Origin of the sequence: Massilia agilis, assembly GCF_024756255.1 — a bacterium.
In the GTDB taxonomy this organism is placed as follows: Bacteria; Pseudomonadota; Gammaproteobacteria; order Burkholderiales; family Burkholderiaceae_D; genus Telluria; species Telluria agilis.
Genome location: NZ_JANUHB010000005.1, coordinates 67790 through 85902, shown reverse-complemented (window position 1 = coordinate 85902; position 18113 = coordinate 67790). Strand labels below are relative to the sequence as shown.

Sequence of the window (18113 nt, the reverse complement as noted above, 5' to 3'; positions counted from 1 at the left end):
AGAACTACGAGGAGGCATGATAGGATGCGCGCTCAGAGCGAAATAGCCGAGTTTCGCGGATTCATATTTTCCAAATTTCGAAGAATGCTGGACGACCTGCCCGCCCTCATCGCTTTTGCCCGCATCGTCAGCGCGGGCAGCATGTCCGCCGCCGCGCGCGAGCTGGGACTGCCGCTGTCGGTCGTCAGCAAGCGCCTGGCCTTGTTGGAAAAGACGGTCGGCGTGCGGCTGCTCCAGCGCACCACGCGGCGCCAGTCGCTCACGGAGGAAGGCGCCCAATTTCATGCGCGCGTGCTGCGGATTCTGGAAGAAGTGGAACAGGCCGAGCTGCTGCTCACTCACAGCCGCCAGGAAGTGGGCGGCCTGTTGCGGGTGACGGCGCCGGCGGAATTCGGCGTCCAGCACATCGTTCCCATCGTGACCGATTTCCAGCGCCAGCATCCAGCCCTGGCGATCCAGCTTGAGCTGACGGATGCCGTCGTCAACCTGCTCGAGACCGGGCAGGACCTGGCGATCCGCTTCGGCAGCCTTCAGGATTCCACCATGATCGCGCGCCGGCTGGCGCCCAACTACCGGGTGGCCTGCGCCTCGCCCGCCTACCTGGCGCAGCACGGCGTGCCCACGCACCCGTCGGAGCTGAGCCGGCACCGCTGCATCCTGATCGGTGACCAGCGCTTCGCGCAATGGCGCTTCCAGGGAGCGGAACCGGTCACCGTGCGTGTGACCGGCGCCATCGTCACCAACGACGGGCAGGCGGCCCATGCGTTCGCCGTGCAAGGCGCCGGCATTGTGCTCAAGTCGATCTGGGATGTGGGCGACGACCTGCTGCAGGGCCGGCTACAAAGGGTGCTGCCGGCGCACTCCATGCCGACGGCGCCGCTGCAAGCGATCGTCCCGCACAGCCAGCACCTGGCGCCGCGTGTGCGCGCCTTCATCGATTACCTGCAAATGCGCCTGCAGCAGGCGTGGCGCTGGGAGGCCGCTGCAAACGAGCGGTCACCACACGGCCAGGCTGCCCCCGGCTAGGCCTGGTGCGCCACTGGCGCGTTACGGCGCCAGTGGCGCGCAACCGCCGCGCTGACGGGACGCAGCAAGAAGATCAGCAGGAAGGCGAAATTGGCCATGCGGGGCGCGACGGCGGCAATCGGCACGGTGATTAGGCCAATCACGATCACGCCACTCGTGCGCACGCACGCCGCGATGTAGGTCTCGCGGTCCATCGGTTGCGCGCACAGCTGCGGATGGCGGTAGATGTGCCTTGCTGCCAGCAACGACGCCAGGCCCATCAATCCCATCACCGCGGCGTACACGCCTTGCGCCACGTCGCTCAGGGCGCGGCTGTTGACGGCGGAGGCGAACGGCAGCAGGCTCGCGCCGGCCAGCATCAGCATGGTGAACCAGACCAGGCGGCCGTCGGCGTGGCGCACATGGCTGTACAGCCGGTGGTTGGCCACCCAGTAGATCGCGAGCACCATGAAGCTGATCAGCCACGAGATGAGGTTGGGGACCAGTTCGGCCAGCGCCTCGCGCAGCACGGCGGGATCGCCCACGTTGGCATGCTCGGGCAGCTTCAGGTCGATCACGAGCAGCGTCATCGCGACCGCGAAGATGCCGTCGATGAGGGCTTCGATCCGGTGCTTGCTGAATTGGCCGGTGCCGGCTGGCGTGGCGTCGCTCATGGCTCTTGAGACTGGTCGTTGAAAAGCGCATTGTCGCTGTTCATTAACAAGTATGCAAGATCTCCGCCAGTTGGCAACTGTGCCTCTAGCAGATGCGGTTGGTTGCCAAGTCCCAACCTCCGGCCACGTTACCGCCAGCGCCGCCCGCAATTTTTTGCTGCGTGTATTTCCACCGGACCTTGCCATATTTTAGGCTGACGTGTTCAGACAAGAACTCCCCTGCCTTGATGCTTGGGACGACCGCACCTATCAAGACGTTTTCCAATTCGACTTCGTAATACTTAATGCGCAGGCCTTGCCCGTCGGCGCGCATGAACTCGAGCCTGGCCTTCGGGATAGTCTTGCCGGCGGAGCAAGTTTGAAGCAAGAGCGGGGATGCGAGGTCCGCGAGCTTGGTTATCACGAGATCGCCATGCTCGCAGCGCTCGGCTGTGTGGCCTCCGCTTGTCGATGCGGTTGCTGACTTCGGCTGAATCACGCTCCAGACGGCGGAAGTGCATTCAATCCAATCCTTATGCTTGTCGTCGCTGGACTCGCCCCGGATTCCGTCAATCTGCAAATAGACGTCGATTGCCATGCGCCTCTCTCCGAATTTGGTTTTTTCCGTGCGTGCCGTCCCAACGCGCCTCGCGCTTGCGGGAAGGTCCAAGCCAAAATTTCACACGAGTACGGCATGGCTGGAATTGCGTACGCTCAAGGGCAAACGAAAGTGTAGCGATATGATCTTCAAGTAATTCTCCGTCATCGCCTGCTCTCGCCCGACAGATGCCTGCTTACCCAAAATTCGTCTTGATTTTCCTGCTTGTCCTGTCGGTGCAGGCATCAGCGGAAAGCCTCCGGACCTCACCACCGGTAAGTAGCTACACCGTCACCGACGGCAAACCGTGCGAGGTGCTTTCACAGGATACGGAAACCGGGGACAGCACAACTCGTTGTCCAGGCGTAGACGGATTCACAGTACTCGTTCTGGACAGTGATGATCGCGCCTCGATCACGCTGATCAACCCGGCTGGAAAAGAGCTGCCGTTGAACTTGTGGGAGGTCGCCGTACCTGGCTTCTCAACTCTGGGAAAGCAAATTGAGTGGCGACGCGGTATCAACAATGGTAGGCATACGCCGATCGGAATGATCGTCCGGGTCGATACGGTCGACCAATCGGATGTTGCCCACCCAAGGCCAATATCGTTTCTGCTTGCTGCGCGAATTACCGGCGCCACCGCTTGCATCACAGCGAAAATTCCCATCGAACAGCGCGCGAGTCATACGCTCGCACGAGCCACGGCCGACAGTCCGGATGCAACTTGTCTCCCACCACTTACCCAATAGACCGAACAATGGCTGACCGCGAATCAACTGCGAAATGCGCTGCTCCTAACCCTGCGCCTTCTCCCGCGTGCCTGCGCGCCTTGGCCGACGCAACTTTGCTTGCGCCGAAGCGAAACCGCGCCTGGGACGGCATCATGGGAGATCTCAGTCACCAAAAGCGCAAGAGCGATCACAATCAAGGCAATGCGTTCGACCTGACTCACGATCCTACCAACGGGGTCGATTGCAACACATTGGTCAGGCTGGCTCTTCTGGATTATCGGGTTGAGTACGTGATCTGGAATCGGCAAATCTATAACAAAAAAATGCCGGACAAAGGATGGCGAGGCTACAAGGGCGCGCCGCACGACCACCACATGCACGTCTCTATACGGGCGGATTTGCGCGACATCGGTTCACCCTGGCCGTGGGCAATGCTGCCTCCGGCTCAAGCCTCTGTCTGATCCTTGCGCATTGCGACCATGTCGGCCTTGCCGGTCCAGTCGCTGATGAGGGAGTAGCCCACTGCCAGCAGCGTCGGTCCGATGAACATGCCGACAAAGCCGAACGCGATCACGCCACCGAGCACGCCGAGCAGCGTGAGCAGGAACGGCAGGTCGCTGCCGCGGCTGATGAGCATCGGCCGCACCACGTTGTCGACGGAACTGATGAGGAGCGTGCCCCAGACCAGCATGAACACGCCCCAGCCGACCTCTCCTTGCGAGAACAGCCACAGCGCGGCGCCGATCCAGACCACGGGCGGGCCGATCGGCGCGATCGAGGCCACGAACACCAGCACCGACAGCAGCGGCACCGCCGGCACGCCTGCAATGGCAAAGCCGAGGGCAGCCACCAGGGCCTGCGCCAGCGCCGTGCCAAGCAGTCCGTACATCACGCCGCGCACGGTCTGGCTGACGATGTCGGCAACGCCGCCGGAGCCTTCACCGATCAGCTTGTGCATGGTGACCATGATCACGCGCAGCAGGGTGTGGCCGTCGCGGTACAGGAAGAAGGCGACGAAGGCGGCAAGGCTCATCTGCACCACGCCGGTACCGAGCATGATGCCGCCGGTGAGCAGGTAATGGCGCGCCGGCTCGATCATGCGCTGCGCGAAATCCATCATGTTGTCGCGGCTGGCGACGAGATCGCGCAGGTACTGGTCGAGCCAGGGTCCAACCAGCGGCAGGTTCTGCACCCATTGCGGCGGCACCAGCTCGCCCTGCCTGACGGCGGCAGTCGCCTGCTCGTACGCATGCGCCACGTTGTCCGCCAGGTTGTACGCGACCAGCGCGAGCGGGATGATCACCAGCAGGGTGAGCGTGAGCGTCATGGTCAGCGCAGCAAGCGTGCGCCGGCCGCGCATGCGTTCCAGCAGGGCCAGGTACATCGGCCACGACGAGATCACGACAGCGGCGGCGAACAAGATCGCGGCCAGGAACGGCCGCAGCACGTACAGGCAGCCGACCGCGAGCAGGACGATGGTCGCGACGCGCGTGTAACGCCGGCCGTTCTGCGCTTCCATCAGCCCAGCAGCTGGCGGATGTCGTGGACCAGCGGGCCCGGGCCCTGGCCGTGGCGCACGAACAGGCGCAGCTTGCCGTCCTTATCGAACACGTAGCTGCCGGCGGTATGGTCGATCGAATACTGGTCCGGCGAACTGCCCGGCACCTTGGTGTAGAACACCTTGAACTCCTTGGCCGTCCTGGCGATCTGGTCTGGCGTGCCGTACAGGCCGAGGAAGCGCTTGTCGAACTGCGGCACGTAGTTCTTGAGCAGGTCGGGAGTGTCGCGCTCGGGGTCGAGCGTGACGAACAGCACCTGCACCTGGTCCGCTTGCGCGCCCAGCTCCTTCATTGCCGCCGCCATTTCAGCCAGGGTGGTCGGGCACACGTCCGGGCACTGGGTGTAGCCGAAGAACAGCACCACCACCTTGCCCTTGAAGTCGGCCAGCGTGCGCGGCTTGCCGTTGTAGTCGGTGAGGTTGAAAGCCCGTGCATAGTCCAGGCCCGTCACGTCGGTGTTCTGGAAGTTCGGCTTGGTGGCCAGTTTGTCGCAACCCGCCAGCGGCAGGGCCGCCAGGGCGGAAAGCAGGACGGCGGTGATGAGTTTCTTCATGTCGTCAGAACCTGAAGTAGTGGTCCACCAGCAGCGCCGCGAACAGCAGCGACAGGTAGATGATCGACCAGGCAAAGGTCTTGCGCGCGATGATGTCGGTGTAGTGCTTCCATACCAGCCAGGCATAGCGCAGGAAGATGCCGTTCAGGACCACGGCCGCGGCCAGGTACAAGAGGCCGCTCATGCCGGCCGCGAACGGCAGCAGCGTGGTGGCGGCCAGCACCACCGTGTACAGCCAGACGTTCAGGCCGGTGAACTCCATGCCATGGGTGATCGGCAGCATGGGCAGGCCCGAGCGCTTGTAGTCGTCGCGGCGGTACATGGCCAACGCCCAGAAGTGCGGCGGGGTCCATACAAAAATGATCAGCACCAGCAGCCACGCCTGCATCGGCACGTCGTTGGCAACCGCCGCCCAGCCCAGTGCCGGCGGCATGGCGCCCGACAGGCCCCCGATCACGATGTTTTGCGGGGTGGCCGGCTTGAGCACGATGGTGTAGATGATGGCGTAGCCGACAAAGGTGACGAAGGTCAGCCACATCGTCAGCGGATTGACCTGGGTGTACAGCACCCACATGCCCAGGCCGCCGAGCAGGCCGGAGAACGACAGCGTCTGCGCGCGGGTCAGCTCGCCCATGGCGGTGGCGCGGCGGGCGGTGCGCGCCATGCGCGCGTCGATCTCGGCCTCGACCAAGCAGTTGACGGCGAACGCGGCGCCGGCCAGCAGCCAGATGCCGATGGTGCCGCCAATGAGCGGACGCCAGCCGGGGAAGCCGTCGGTGGACAGGAACATGCCGATCACCGCGCAGAACACGGCCAGCTGCGTCACGCGCGGCTTGGTCAGGGCCCAGTACTGGGCAAAGCGGGTGGGCGGTTTATGAATGGCAGTCTGGGTCGTCATGGCTGGAGGCTTGCTGGCGTGGGTTCCTGCCGGGAAGGAGCCTGCGCCACGGCGAGTTGGTGCTTGGCCTTGTAGTTTAACATGGTCACCAAAATGACGAGCAGCGCGGCCCCGGCGTTGTGCAGCACTGCAATGGCGAGCGGAAAGCTCAAGAAGACGGTGGCGATCCCGGTCATCACCTGCAGGCCCAGCACCAGCGCCATCCTGCGCGCGGTGGGGCGCAGCCCGGCGTGCGGCCAGGCGCGCGCGGCTGTTGCTCCGAGCACAACAAGGACGACCAGCGCGAAATTGCGGTGGACCCAGTGGATCGCCGTCAGGGCCGAGAACGGCAGGTAGTGCCCGGCCGCGGTCTTGCCGAGCTCGCGCCACAGCGTAAAGCCATGCTCGAAGTCCATGGGCGGGACGAATTGGCCGTTGCAGGACGGGAAATCGCTGCAGGCAAGGGTGGCGTAGTTAGTGCTCACCCACCCGCCCAGGAACAGCTGCACCGCCAGCACGGCAGCCGACAGCAGCGCCAGCCGGCGCACGGCGGGCAGGCCGGCCGGACGCGGATCGGCCGCCAGCGGCTTGATGATGTTGTCCTCGCGGCCGCCCAGCCACACCAGCAGCGCCAGCAGCGTCATCCCCAGCAGCAGGTGGGTGGTGACGATGATCGGCTGCAGCTTGAGCGTGACGGTCCAGGCGCCGAACGCGCCCTGCAGGCAGACGAAGCCGAACAGCAGGGTCGGCATCAAGGGGGCAAACGCACGGTCGTGCGAACGGCGCCATTGCAGCCAGGCTTTGGTCATCAGGGTGATGATCAGCACGCCAATACCCATGGCCAGGTAGCGGTGGATCATCTCGATCCAGGCCTTGACGTGGGTGACCGGGCCAGTCGGCATGGCGGCCTGCGCCGCCGCGATCTGCTCGTGCGCCAGGAACGGGTTGGCCAGGCCGTAGCAGCCGGGCCAGTCCGGGCAACCCAGGCCGGAGTCGGTCAGGCGCGTGAAGGCGCCGAACACGATCAGGTCGAAGGTGAGGAAGGCGGCGACCCAGACCAGCTTGCGGTACTTGTTGGCGTCCGCCGACATCCAGACCATCGACAGCGGCAGGCAAGCCGCCAGCAGGCCGGTGATGCCGAGTTGAACGAGGGTTGAAGCTTGCATGTGGATTAACCGATCGCGGAAGCCTTGAGCAGCTTCGCAATATCCTTGTACATCTTGCGCGTGTCCGGTTCGGCCGGGAAGCGCATCATCAGGTTGCCCAGCGGGTCGATCAGGTAGATATGGTCGCCCGCCGTCGTCCCGCTGTCGGCCGGCAGCCACCGGGCCACGGCCTGGGCGTCGGCGTGCAGCATGTGCATGCCGTCGTATTCGCGGATCAGCATGGTGTCGATCGGCTCGTTGTCGGTGATGAGCCAGACGCGCTCGATGCGGTCCATCTCCTTGCCCTGCATCAGGCGCTCCTGGCGCATCGTGAACAGCTGCTTGCGGCACGCGTCCGGGCAGGCGCCGCCGCCCACTTTCAGCATGATCCACTTGCCGCGGTAGGCGCCCAGCCCTTCCGGGCGGCCGTCGAGCGTGGTGCTGGCAAGGCGCGGAATCGGGTAGGAACGCGGGTCGATCAGCGCGCCGTAGTTGTTGCGCGCGGCCGGCTTGAGCACGTAGTACGTAAAGTACGACGCGACCAGCGGCGCGGCGCACACGGCGAGCACCCCGAACATCTTCCAGCGCCCGCTGCTACGCACGGGCTGCATCGTCATGTTTTGTTCCACTGCGAAATCCTGTGATGACAAAAAAGAGCAAGGCCATCGCCGCCAGCGCATACCACTGGAAGGCGTAGCCCTTGTGTTTTTCGATGCCGGTCGACGGCAGCGGCCAGTCGCGCACCAGCGCGCCGCCCTCTTCCCTGGGACCGGTCTGTTCGACGAAAAAAGGCGCGAGCTTCAGGCCGCTGGCCTGTTCGACCTGCCCAGGCGCGACGTTCTGCACGATCGCATTCGGCTTGAGCGGCGCCGCATCGCCCAGCTGCAGCACGCGGCCCATGTTGCCGGTGACAATGCCTTCGATGCTGACCTGGCCAGGCGGCGTGGTGAACGCGGGCAGGCGGTCGTGCACGGTCGGATCAGCCGGGAGCCAGCCGCGCGCGACCAGCACGTGGACATCCGAACCCGCTATTTTAAACGGCATCAGCAAATAAAACCCGCTGCGCCCCTGGTATGGCCGGTTGTCGAGGAAAACGGGCCAGCCGGGGACGAACTGGCCGGTGATGGTGACGTGGCGGTATTCGAGCGTTTCAAGCGGCACGATGGCCGGGCCGAGCGCGACGGGGGGCTGGCTGCCGCGCTGCTCCATGCGCTCGCGCAGCGCGGTTTTCGCGGCGGCGCGGCGCTCCTGCCAGTTGCCCAGTGCAATGCCGAGCGCGACCAGCAGGACGGTGGCGATGAAGGGGACCAGCCGAAAATGAAAGCGCAGACGCATTACAATGGAGCTTCCAATTTTGTTATCCGGCAGACCATGAAAATCTTTGTTGCGATCGCTTTCGCCCTGATCCTTGCGAGCCTCGGGTCGGCCCTGTTCTTCCTGATGCGCGACAAGGGCAAGAGCAACCGCACGGTGCAGGCCCTGGCGATGCGGGTCGGGCTGTCGATCACCCTGTTCCTCATCGTGCTGGGCATGTACAAGCTGGGCTGGATCCAGCCGAAGGGCTTGCCTTACTAACGAAACGGGGACGGCCGAATACGGACTCGTCCCCTTCACCACCGGCCTTGACCCGTCGTTCCCGCGAAGGCGGGAACCCATAGACCTTGTGCAGTACCTTCAACGCCAAAGCAACGTCGCAGCATGCTCAGCATGGGTCCCCGCCTGCGCGGGGACGACGTGCTTGGGTTCGTGGCCCGGATTTACATCCAATACACGACAACGTACAGCCCCAGCCACACCACGTCCACGAAGTGCCAGTACCAGGCCGCGCCTTCGAAGCCGAAGTGGCTCTCGGGGGTAAAGTCGCCGCGCATCACGCGGTACAGCATCACCGACAGCATGATCGCGCCCATCGTCACGTGGAAACCGTGGAAGCCGGTCAACATGAAGAAGGTCGAGCCGTAGATGCCCGACGACAGCTTCAGGTTCAGCTCGGTGTACGCATGATGGTATTCATAGGCCTGGAAGCCCATGAAGGTCGCGCCCAGCAGGATGGTCAGGAACAGCCAGAACGCGGTCTTGCTGCGGTGCCCGGCGCGCAGCGCGTGGTGGGCGATGGTCAGGGTCACGCCCGAGGTCAGCAGCAGTGCCGTGTTGATGGTCGGGATCGGGAACGGGCCCATGGTCTCGAAATGCTCCACGGTGCCGGCCGGGCCGACGCTGCCCCAGTGGCCGGCGAAATCCGGCCACAGCAGCTTGTGGTCGAGGTCGGCCAGCCACGGCATGGTGATCGAGCGCGCGTAGAACAGCGCGCCGAAGAACGCGCCGAAGAACATGACCTCGGAGAAGATGAACCAGCTCATCGACCAGCGGTAGGAGCTGTCGATGCGGGCGCCGTACTTGCCCGTTTCGGACTCGCGGATCGCGTCGCCGAACCAGAAATACAGCACGACCAGCATCGCCAGGATACCGGCGATGTTGACGGCAGGCCCCCAGGACGCGCCGTTGACCCAGCCCGATGCGCCCGCCATGGTGACGAGCATCGACATGCCGGCAGCGAGCGGCCAACGGGACGGGCCCGGCACGAAATAGTACGGCGCGGTGTGTGGCAAACTCATCTTCATCTCCTAAGTCAAACTTATATTTGTTGAATTGGCTGCTCTAATTCCTACCACTACTGTCTGCTCCGTCGTCCCGGCGGAGGCCGGGACCCATGCTGAGCTTGCGTCACACGCGGCTTTGCCACTGATCGCGCTGTCTATGGATCCCGGCCTCCGCCGGGATGACGTTGTTTTAGGGTTCCTCTATTCGTAATTCGCTACTTCGACACCGCAAACCGCACCACGGTCATCAGGATGCCGATGAACAGCACCACCCCGATCAGCGCCGCAATGATCACGTGGATCGGGTTCAGGTTGGCAGAATCGTGCTCGTAGTCCTTGCGCTTGCGCACGCCAAAGAACGACCAGAACACCGCCTTCATCGTGGCGCCGAACGTTCCCTTGCGCTGTACCGGCTTGTCCGGATCCATCATCATCCTTCCTTCACTGCCACCGCGCCGCCGATCTCGAAGAACGTGTACGACAACGTGATGGTCTTCACTTCCCGTGGCAGCTTGGGGTCGATAAAGAACACGACCGGCATTTGCCGCGCCTCGTTCGGGCCCAGCGTCTGCTGCTTGAAGCAGAAGCACTCGACCTTCTTGAAGTACGGCGTGGCCGACTGCGGCGCGTAGCTCGGGATCGCCTGCGCCGCCACCGTCCTGCCCTGCGTGTTGACCACCTCGTAGGTCACCGTGGTCAGCTCGCCCGGGTGCACACTGACGCTGTTTTGCGTCGGGCGGAAACGCCACGGTCCCTGCGCGTTGCCGTCCAGCTCGACCACCACGGTGCGCGACTTGTCCACCTGGGTGTTGGCCGGGCGCGCCACGGTGCCGTCCTTCTGCGTGATCACGTTCAGGCCCAGCTCTTCGCAGATCTGCCGGTACACCGGCACCAACGCATAGCCGAACCCGAACATCGCCACGGCAATGACAACCAGCTTGCCGAGCGTGCTGCGATTCAGGTGCATCAACCGGCCGGTGCGGGTGCCTTCTTTGCTCACGTCAGTTGAACCAGATGCGTTTAACGAAAACCATCACGAAGAAGAACAGCGGGATCGCCGCGATGGTCCATGCGAGCCTGGTGTTGCTTTTCCTTTGCGCGTCCATTACTTCACCAGCGGCGGGGTTTCGAAGGTGTGGAACGGCGCCGGGCTCGGCACGGTCCACTCCAGGCCTTCCGCCGCTTCCCATGGCTTGTCCGCTGCCTTGGCGCCGCCGCGGATGGTCGGCAGCACCACGAAGAACAGGAAGTACGCCTGCGACAGGCCGAAACCGAAGGCGCCGATCGTCGCGATGCTGTTGAAATCGGTGAACTGGGCGGCGTAGTCCGCATAGCGGCGCGGCATGCCGGCCAGGCCCAGGAAGTGCATCGGGAAGAAGGTGATGTTAAAGGTGATGATCGAGGCCCAGAAGTGGAACTTGCCGCGGCCTTCCGGGTACATGTGGCCGGTCCACTTCGGCGCCCAGTAGTAGAAGCCGGCGAACAGGGCGAACAGCGAGCCGGCCACCAGCACGTAGTGGAAGTGCGCCACCACATAGTAGGTGTCCTGCAGCTGGATGTCGATCGGGGTCACGGCCAGGATCAGGCCGGTGAAGCCGCCCATGGTGAACACGAAGATGAAGCCCACGGCAAACAGCATCGGGGTTTCAAAGCTCATCGAACCGCGCCACATGGTGGCCACCCAGTTGAACACCTTCACGCCGGTCGGCACCGCGATCAGCATGGTGGCGTACATGAAGAACAACTGGCTGGTCACCGGCATGCCGGTGGTGAACATGTGGTGCGCCCAAACGATGAACGACAGGATCGCGATCGAGGCGGTGGCGTACACCATCGAGGCATAGCCGAACAGCGGCTTGCGCGCGAACGCCGGGATGATCTGCGACACGATGCCGAACGCCGGCAGGATCATGATGTAGACCTCGGGGTGGCCGAAGAACCAGAAGATGTGCTGGTACATGACCGGGTCGCCGCCACCGGCAGCGTTGAAGAAGGTGGTGCCGAAGTGGCGGTCGGTCAGCGTCATGGTGATCGCGCCTGCCAGCACCGGCATCACGGCGATCAGCAGGTAGGCGGTGATCAGCCAGGTCCAGCAGAACATCGGCATCTTCATCAGGGTCATGCCCGGGGCGCGCATGTTCAGGATGGTGACGATGATGTTGATCGAACCCATGATCGACGAGGCGCCCATGATGTGCAGCGCGAAGATCGCCATGTCCATGCCCGGCCCCATCTGCGCGGTCAGCGGCGCATACAGGGTCCAGCCGGCGGCGGTGGCGCCGCCCGGCACGAAGAACGAGGCGGCCAGCAGCAGCGCGGCCGGCGGCAGCAGCCAGAACGAGAAGTTGTTCATGCGCGCAAACGCCATGTCGGACGCGCCGATCTGCAGCGGGATCATCCAGTTGGCGAAGCCCACGAAGGCCGGCATGATCGCGCCGAACACCATCACCACGCCGTGCATGGTGGTGAGCTGGTTGAAGAATTCGGGCTGGAAGAACTGCAGGCCGGGCTTGAACAGCTCGGAGCGGATCATCAGCGCCAGCACCCCGCCGGACATCAGCATGGTGAGCGAGAACCAGAGGTACAGGGTGCCGATGTCCTTGTGGTTGGTGGCGAACAGCCAACGGCGCATGCCGGTCGGGTGGTCGTGCGCGTGATCGTGAGCGTGATCGTGTGCGTGATCGAGTGTGCTGGAAGTCATATCAGTGTCCTGGCAATCTTTGTTCTACTTGCGTATCACTTGCTACGGGCAGCCATCACTTCGGCCGGCTGTACGATGTTTTCAGCTGCTTTGTTGCCCCAGCTGTTGCGGGTGTACGTGATCACCGAGGCGATCTCGGTATCCGACAGCTGCTTCCAGGCCGGCATGGCCGACGGGAACTTGCCGCTGTGCTTGCCGTTCAGGAGCACGTTGATCTGCTCGGCCTTGGGGCCGTTGACCACCGGCGAGCCGTCCAGCGACGCGAACGCGTTCGGCACGCCCTTGCCGTTGGCCTGGTGGCAAGCCACGCAGTTGGTGGTGTACACCTTTTCGCCGCGGGTCTTGAGCTCGTCCAGCGTCCAGGTCTTGGTGGCGTCGTCGGCGCTGGCGGCCATGGCGGCCTTCTTGTCGTTGACCCACTTGGTGTAGTCCTCGGCCGAAACCACTTTCACGACGATCGGCATGAACGCGTGGTCCTTTCCGCACAGTTCGACGCAGTTGCCGCGATAGGTGCCGATCTGGTCGGCCTTGAACCAGGTGTCGCGCACGAAGCCGGGAATCGCGTCTTGCTTGACGGCGAAGGCCGGGATGGTCCACGAGTGGATGACGTCGTTGGCAGTCGTGATCAGGCGCACCTTCTTGTTGACCGGCACGACCACCTCATTGTCCACCTCGAGCAGGTAGTTTTCGTTGCGCTGGCCGACCGGCTCGACGCCCGGGCCGCCCACGAGCGCGCGCGGGGTGGACAGGTTGGACAGGAAGGAGATGCCCTCGCCTTCGCCCTTCAGGTAGTCGTAGCCCCACTTCCACTGCATGCCGGTGGCCTTGATGGTCAGGTCGGCATTGGAGGTGTCTTTCATCGCGACCACGGTGCGGGTGGCCGGCAGGGCCATGCCGATCACGATCAGGAACGGCACGACGGTCCAGGCGATTTCGACGGCGGTCGATTCGTGGAAGGTGGCGGGCTTGTGGCCCAGCGATTTGCGGTGCTTGAACACCGAATAGAACATGACGCCGAACACGCCGATGAAGATCACCAGGCAGACCAGCATCATGTAGTTGTGCAGGTTATAGACTTCTTCGCCGATGCCGGTCACCGGGAGCTGCAAGTTCAGTTGGTGCTCAACTGGCCGCCCAGTGATAACAGGTTCTGCCAAAGCTGGGATACTGGCCGATACTGCGAGGCCGAGCATCAGAGCTTGAAGTCGCTTTGCATATGTCATGTTGTCCCCAACCACCCAAAAAAATAATAATTTTTTAATGGCTCGGCAACGATGACTGACTGCCGGCCCGCAACACCTCTTGCAAAAGGCCCGCGGCCGACACGCGCAGCAATACAACGCACTGCGGCTTGGCAGGAGCCCATCATTGATCCGCGAAACACTCCCACCGCATGACCACTGATTCTTGCAAATGCTGTACTTCAGTCCGACTCTAACGCCGTTACTGCTTTTATTTCCAGCGTGCTGCTACCACAGTCGGAAGAAATTGTCTTTGATTATACGCAACTCACTAACATTTATTCAAGAAAATTAGTCTTGGCAGCAAGTTTGCACTTCACCAATCTTACACTGGGCTGACGCAGATCTTGCAAAATTCTTACGCGACGCTTACTGCGGTGGGCGCGGCTGGAACCGGACGATCGCTTCGCCGGTTGCCGTTTTCTTGGGCACCGGACGGAACGCATGGCCGTACACCACCTCGAAGGTAAGACCCAGCTTGCCGTCGGGGCGGCGCTGCGCTTCCAGCGCCGCCAGCATCCGTTGCCAGGCGGCGCGCCCGATCAAGCCGCGGCGGCGGGTGGCCAGCGGGTTGCCGCCCAGCGCGCGCACGTCTGCCAGCAGGGCGGCCGCCGTGTCGTAGGTGACCGTGATCTGCTCCATGTCCATCACCGGCGTGGAAAAGCCGGCCTCCACCAGCTGGTCGCCAAAATCGTGCATGTCCACGAACGGCAAGGCGTGCGGGGTTTCATCCAGGGCCGCAAAGGCCGTGCGCAGTTCCTTGAAAGTATCCGGACCGAAATTGGAGAACATCAGCAAGCCCTCCACCCGCAACACGCGCCGCCACTCGGCAAACACCTTGTCGGGCTGGGGATGCCAATGAAGCGCGAGATTCGACCACACAAGGTCGATCGAGTTCGGTCCCAGCGGCAGGTTGCCGAAGTCGCCACTGAGCAGGTCAACACCGGTCTTGGCCGGCATCAAGCGGCTGAGCAGCTGGTTCAGCGGACGCGGCGCCGGCCCCTTGGCGGCAGCCAGTAGCGCGGGGGCCGCATCGACGCCGACGATCTGGGCGGCCGGATAGGTTTTCTGTAACAGGGCCAGGTCCTCGCCCGAGCCGCAGCCGGCGTCGAGTACGCGCTCGGGTGCGATCTTCACCAGCGCCAGCCGCTCGTGCATGCGGGCGGCGATCTCGCGCCGCAGGAAATTCGATTCGGCAACGCGGACGGGACGGGAAAACAGCTGGCGGACGCACGCCATGTCGATGGGCGCGCTCATTTTGGACGAGGATTGGGGAGAAGCCATGTTGTGTTGCGTTCAGGTGAGATAATGGCGGGAGTGTACATGTTTGTGGGAAGACGAGCCGATGCCCGACCGCCTGCGCTTGTGGTGGCACCGCTGGCCACGCGCGCTGGCGCAGGCCTTGCTGCCGTCGTGCTGCGCGCTGTGCGGCCAGGCCTGCGGGCATGTCGTGTGCACGGATTGCCACGCGCAGTACGTGAGCGAGCGTGCCCGCTGCGCGCGTTGCGCCAACCCGCTGCCCGCGCCCGCGCCACTGTGCGGCGCCTGCCTGGCCGACCCGCCGGCCTTCGACGCCACCGTGGTGGCGGCCGACTACGCGGCGCCGCTGGACCAGCTCGTATTGCAGCTCAAGTTTGCCAGCCAGCTCGCCTTGGCGCCGTGGTTTGCGCAGCTGCTGCGCGACGCGGCGCTGGCCCAGGCCGGCCCCGCGCTGCCGGACCTGCTGTGCCCGGTGCCGCTGGGACCGCAGCGGCTGGTCGAGCGCGGCTTCAACCAGGCGCTGGAAATTGCCCGGCCGCTGGCACGGTCGCTGGGCGTGCCGCTGCAGGCGCGGCTGGCGCTGCGTGAGGTGGATACGCGGGCGCAGTCGGGCGTGGCGCCGGGGGAACGCAAGCGCAACATCCGGGGCGTTTTTTCGGTCGCGCCGCAGATGATGGACGCGGTGGCCGGCCGCCATGTCGGCATCGTGGACGACGTGATGACGACCGGCAGCACGCTGGACGAGCTGGCGTCCACGCTCAAGCAAGCTGGCGCGGGGCGCGTGACCAACCTGGTGTTCGCGCGCACGCCACCCCGTTGAATTCGTTGAGGAGAGTGTTTTGTTTCACGTCGTTCTGGTCGAACCCGAGATCCCGCCCAACACGGGCAACATCATCCGCCTGTGCGCCAACACGGGCGCGCAGCTGCACCTGATCGAGCCGCTCGGCTTTCCGCTGGACAATGCCAAGATGCGCCGCGCCGGGTTGGATTACCACGATTACGCGACCATGAAGGTGCATAAGAACTGGGCGGCCTTTCTGGCCGAGGTCCAACCCGACCCGGCGCGCATGTTCGCGATGACCACCCACGGTTCGTCGCCGTTTGCCGACGTACAGTTCAGGCCAGGCGACTTCTTCATCTTTGGCGCCGAGTCGCGCGGGCTGGACCCGGCGCTGCGCGAGTCGTTCCCGGCCGCGCAGCGCATCCGCTTGCCGATGCGGCCGGGCAACCGCAGCCTGAACCTGTCGAACACGGTGGCCGTCGTCGTGTACGAAGCCTGGCGCCAGAACGGCTTCGCCGGCGGATCATAGTTGTAAAACATCTGCCGTCGTCCCGGCGAACGCCGGGACCCATGCTGAGGTTCGGCAGTGGCAGACGCTGACAACACCTCACAATCAGCATGGATCCCGGCGTTCGCCGGGATGACGCTGCATTGTTACTGCGATGCTCGGCGACGCTCGGCGTCTCGTGCTTCGCTCGCAATCACGAATACGCGCGCACCTTCGCCAGCAGCTTGGTGGTCGAACGGTCGTGCTCGAAATCGATTGCCACGGCGGTGCCGCCGTAGCCAATCACGGCCTTGCCCTCCGGGATCTCGGTCATCACATAATCGCCGCCCTTGGCGTAGATGTCGGGCCGCGCCTCCTGCACCACTTCCAGCGCCGTGTCCTCGTCGAACTCAACCACCAGGCTCACCGATTCCAGCGCGGCCAGCACGGCAGCGCGGTCGGCCATGGTGTTGAGCGGCCGGTCGTCGCCCTTGCCCAGGCGCTTGACCGAGGCGTCGGTGTTGACCGCCACCACCAGCGAGGCGCCCAGCTCGCGCGCCTGTGCCAGGTAGGTCACGTGCCCGCGGTGCAGGATGTCGAACACGCCGTTGGTGAGCACCACCGGCTTGGGCAGTGCGGCCACGCGCGCCTTCAATTCGGCGCGGGTGCAGATCTTGTTTTCGAATGCTGGCATATCAGGTCTTCGGCGCCTCGCTGTTGTCTTCCTCTTCCGGCTCCTCTTGCAGCGACAGGCCCAGCCCGCCACCGCCGCCGCCCTCGTCGCCCGGCTCCTTGCGGTCGCCATGCAGCTTGATCTGCAGGCGCAGGCCGTTGGCCGAGTCGGCGTTGCGGATCGCCTCGTCGTAGCTGATCAAACCCTTGTTGTACAGGTCGTACAGCGCCTGGTCAAACGTGCACATGCCCAGCTCGCGCGACTTGTGCATGATTTCCTTGATGTTCTGGAAGTTGCCCTTCAAGATCATCTCGCTGATCGTCGCCGTGTTCAGCAAAATCTCGATGGCGGCCTTGCGGCCCTTGCCGTCTTCCGTGCGCACCAGGCGCTGCGAGATGATCGCGCGCAGGTTCGACGACAGGTCGGACAGCAGCTGGTTGCGCCGCTCTTCCGGGAAGAAGTTGATGATCCGGTCCATCGTCTGGTTCGCGTTGTTGGCGTGCAGCGTGCCCAGGCACAGGTGGCCGGTTTCGGCGAACGCGATCGCATGCTCCATCGTTTCCGTGTCGCGGATCTCACCGATCAGGATCACGTCCGGCGCCTGGCGCAGCGTGTTCTTCAGCGCGTTGTGCCACGACAGCGTGTCCACGCCCACTTCGCGGTGCGTGATTAGGCAGCCCTTGTTCTTGTGCACGTACTCGACCGGGTCTTCCACCGTGATGATGTGGCCCGCCGAATTCGTGTTCCGATAGTCGATCATCGCCGCCAGCGTGGTCGATTTGCCCGAACCGGTGCCGCCCACCACCAGCACCAGGCCGCGCTTGGTCATGATGACATCCTTGAGCACTTCGGGCAGGTCGAGCTTCTCGAAGTTCGGGATCTCGGAAGCGATGGTGCGGACCACCATGGCCACGTTCTGCTGCTGCATGAACACATTGACCCGGAAGCGGCACACGTTGGGCAGCGAGATCGCGAAGTTGCACTCCATCTCTGCCTCAAACTCGGCACGCTGGCGCTCGTTCATCAGCGAATTGGCCAGCGCGCGCGTGACCTCGCCGGTGAGCTTTTGCTGAGACAGCGGCTTCATCGCGCCCTGGTGCTTCATGCTCGGCGGGAAGTCGGCGGAAATGAACAGGTCCGAACCGCCCTGGTGATTCATGACGGTCAGCAGTTTGTGGATGTAAGCCTGGGCTTCCGCCGGGCCAAAGGTCGAGGACATGCGCGCCTTTCTAATGGTGGGGTCGGGCAA

Annotated in this window: 22 protein-coding genes; 6 read left to right on the top strand and 16 right to left on the bottom strand. The window is 63.8% G+C overall.

The features are described 5' to 3' along the window. Positions 1 to 84 precede the first annotated feature (84 nt). Positions 85 to 1026: a LysR family transcriptional regulator gene (locus tag NX774_RS19135; RefSeq protein WP_258823872.1), complete on the top strand. Its 942-nt coding sequence runs from the start codon at positions 85 to 87 to the stop codon at positions 1024 to 1026. On the opposite strand, the gene NX774_RS19130 is transcribed toward NX774_RS19135, so the two are convergent. Together NX774_RS19130 and NX774_RS19125 are read right to left on the bottom strand one after the other, a co-directional pair. Then, positions 1023 to 1679 (bottom strand): TMEM175 family protein, encoded by a 657-nt coding sequence (locus tag NX774_RS19130; RefSeq protein ID WP_258823871.1) that lies wholly within the window; start codon positions 1677 to 1679, stop codon positions 1023 to 1025. The two genes, NX774_RS19135 and NX774_RS19130, sit on opposite strands and share 4 nt — an antisense overlap. Positions 1680 to 1764: 85 nt before the next feature. Continuing rightward, on the bottom strand, positions 1765 to 2256 hold the full coding sequence (locus NX774_RS19125; RefSeq protein WP_258823870.1) for an Hcp family type VI secretion system effector: 492 nt from the start codon (positions 2254 to 2256) through the stop codon (positions 1765 to 1767). Between the two features lie 188 nt (positions 2257 to 2444). On the opposite strand from NX774_RS19125, the gene NX774_RS19120 reads away from it, so the two are divergent. Together NX774_RS19120 and NX774_RS19115 are read left to right on the top strand one after the other, a co-directional pair. Then, complete coding sequence (locus tag NX774_RS19120) at positions 2445 to 3005, top strand: hypothetical protein (RefSeq protein ID WP_258823869.1); 561 nt, start codon at positions 2445 to 2447, stop codon at positions 3003 to 3005. 8 nt (positions 3006 to 3013) lie between these two features. Next, entirely contained in the window at positions 3014 to 3448 is a 435-nt protein-coding gene (locus NX774_RS19115; RefSeq protein ID WP_258823868.1) for a VldE C-terminal domain-containing protein, read from the top strand. On the opposite strand, the gene NX774_RS19110 is transcribed toward NX774_RS19115, so the two are convergent. The 6 genes from NX774_RS19110 to NX774_RS19085 are packed head-to-tail and all read right to left on the bottom strand — an operon-like array spanning position 3433 to position 8456. Then, positions 3433 to 4506, bottom strand: a complete 1074-nt coding sequence (locus NX774_RS19110; protein WP_258823867.1) for an AI-2E family transporter — start codon at positions 4504 to 4506, stop codon at positions 3433 to 3435. The two genes, NX774_RS19115 and NX774_RS19110, sit on opposite strands and share 16 nt — an antisense overlap. Beyond that, on the bottom strand, positions 4506 to 5099 hold the full coding sequence (locus NX774_RS19105; protein WP_258823866.1) for an SCO family protein: 594 nt from the start codon (positions 5097 to 5099) through the stop codon (positions 4506 to 4508). Before NX774_RS19105 ends, NX774_RS19110 begins: the two co-directional genes overlap by 1 nt. A gap of 4 nt (positions 5100 to 5103) precedes the next feature. Beyond that, positions 5104 to 5997, bottom strand: coding sequence for a heme o synthase (gene cyoE / locus NX774_RS19100; RefSeq protein ID WP_258823865.1), 894 nt, complete (start codon positions 5995 to 5997; stop codon positions 5104 to 5106). Continuing rightward, positions 5994 to 7142: a COX15/CtaA family protein gene (locus NX774_RS19095; protein ID WP_258823864.1), complete on the bottom strand. Its 1149-nt coding sequence runs from the start codon at positions 7140 to 7142 to the stop codon at positions 5994 to 5996. The genes cyoE and NX774_RS19095 overlap by 4 nt, the downstream gene beginning before the upstream one ends. Positions 7143 to 7147: 5 nt before the next feature. Further along, positions 7148 to 7732, bottom strand: a complete 585-nt coding sequence (locus NX774_RS19090) for an SCO family protein (RefSeq protein WP_258824075.1) — start codon at positions 7730 to 7732, stop codon at positions 7148 to 7150. Continuing rightward, positions 7716 to 8456, bottom strand: coding sequence for an SURF1 family protein (locus NX774_RS19085; protein ID WP_258823863.1), 741 nt, complete (start codon positions 8454 to 8456; stop codon positions 7716 to 7718). Before NX774_RS19085 ends, NX774_RS19090 begins: the two co-directional genes overlap by 17 nt. A gap of 36 nt (positions 8457 to 8492) precedes the next feature. On the opposite strand from NX774_RS19085, the gene NX774_RS19080 reads away from it, so the two are divergent. Further along, the gene (locus NX774_RS19080; RefSeq protein WP_258823862.1) at positions 8493 to 8696 is read left to right on the top strand and encodes a twin transmembrane helix small protein; all 204 of its coding nucleotides are present in this window, start codon (positions 8493 to 8495) and stop codon (positions 8694 to 8696) included. Positions 8697 to 8878: 182 nt separating this feature from the next. On the opposite strand, the gene NX774_RS19075 is transcribed toward NX774_RS19080, so the two are convergent. The 6 genes from NX774_RS19075 to NX774_RS19050 all read right to left on the bottom strand — a co-directional run bounded on the left by NX774_RS19075 (position 8879) and on the right by NX774_RS19050 (position 14947). Continuing rightward, positions 8879 to 9742, bottom strand: coding sequence for a cytochrome c oxidase subunit 3 (locus NX774_RS19075; protein ID WP_258823861.1), 864 nt, complete (start codon positions 9740 to 9742; stop codon positions 8879 to 8881). A 194-nt stretch (positions 9743 to 9936) separates the two neighbouring features. Beyond that, positions 9937 to 10152: a DUF2970 domain-containing protein gene (locus tag NX774_RS19070; protein WP_370660458.1), complete on the bottom strand. Its 216-nt coding sequence runs from the start codon at positions 10150 to 10152 to the stop codon at positions 9937 to 9939. Then, a complete protein-coding gene (locus tag NX774_RS19065) occupies positions 10152 to 10688 on the bottom strand; it encodes a cytochrome c oxidase assembly protein (protein ID WP_258824073.1) in 537 nt (178 codons plus the stop codon). Before NX774_RS19065 ends, NX774_RS19070 begins: the two co-directional genes overlap by 1 nt. A 138-nt stretch (positions 10689 to 10826) precedes the next feature. Further along, entirely contained in the window at positions 10827 to 12422 is a 1596-nt protein-coding gene (gene ctaD, locus NX774_RS19060) for a cytochrome c oxidase subunit I (RefSeq protein ID WP_258823860.1), read from the bottom strand. A gap of 35 nt (positions 12423 to 12457) precedes the next feature. Further along, positions 12458 to 13645 (bottom strand): cytochrome c oxidase subunit II, encoded by a 1188-nt coding sequence (gene coxB, locus NX774_RS19055; protein ID WP_258823859.1) that lies wholly within the window; start codon positions 13643 to 13645, stop codon positions 12458 to 12460. Between the two features lie 387 nt (positions 13646 to 14032). Beyond that, the gene (locus tag NX774_RS19050; RefSeq protein ID WP_258823858.1) at positions 14033 to 14947 is read right to left on the bottom strand and encodes a methyltransferase domain-containing protein; all 915 of its coding nucleotides are present in this window, start codon (positions 14945 to 14947) and stop codon (positions 14033 to 14035) included. Positions 14948 to 15008: 61 nt separating this feature from the next. Between NX774_RS19050 and NX774_RS19045 the strand changes: the two genes are divergently transcribed. Both NX774_RS19045 and trmL read left to right on the top strand, forming a co-directional pair. Further along, complete coding sequence (locus tag NX774_RS19045; RefSeq protein ID WP_258823857.1) at positions 15009 to 15743, top strand: ComF family protein; 735 nt, start codon at positions 15009 to 15011, stop codon at positions 15741 to 15743. Positions 15744 to 15762: 19 nt separating this feature from the next. Further along, on the top strand, positions 15763 to 16233 hold the full coding sequence (trmL, locus tag NX774_RS19040; protein WP_258823856.1) for a tRNA (uridine(34)/cytosine(34)/5-carboxymethylaminomethyluridine(34)-2'-O)-methyltransferase TrmL: 471 nt from the start codon (positions 15763 to 15765) through the stop codon (positions 16231 to 16233). A gap of 172 nt (positions 16234 to 16405) precedes the next feature. On the opposite strand, the gene rfaE2 is transcribed toward trmL, so the two are convergent. Together rfaE2 and NX774_RS19030 are read right to left on the bottom strand one after the other, a co-directional pair. After that, positions 16406 to 16885, bottom strand: a complete 480-nt coding sequence (gene rfaE2, locus NX774_RS19035) for a D-glycero-beta-D-manno-heptose 1-phosphate adenylyltransferase (protein WP_258823855.1) — start codon at positions 16883 to 16885, stop codon at positions 16406 to 16408. A 1-nt stretch (position 16886) separates the two neighbouring features. After that, complete coding sequence (locus NX774_RS19030) at positions 16887 to 18083, bottom strand: PilT/PilU family type 4a pilus ATPase (RefSeq protein ID WP_258823854.1); 1197 nt, start codon at positions 18081 to 18083, stop codon at positions 16887 to 16889. Positions 18084 to 18113: the final 30 nt, after the last annotated feature.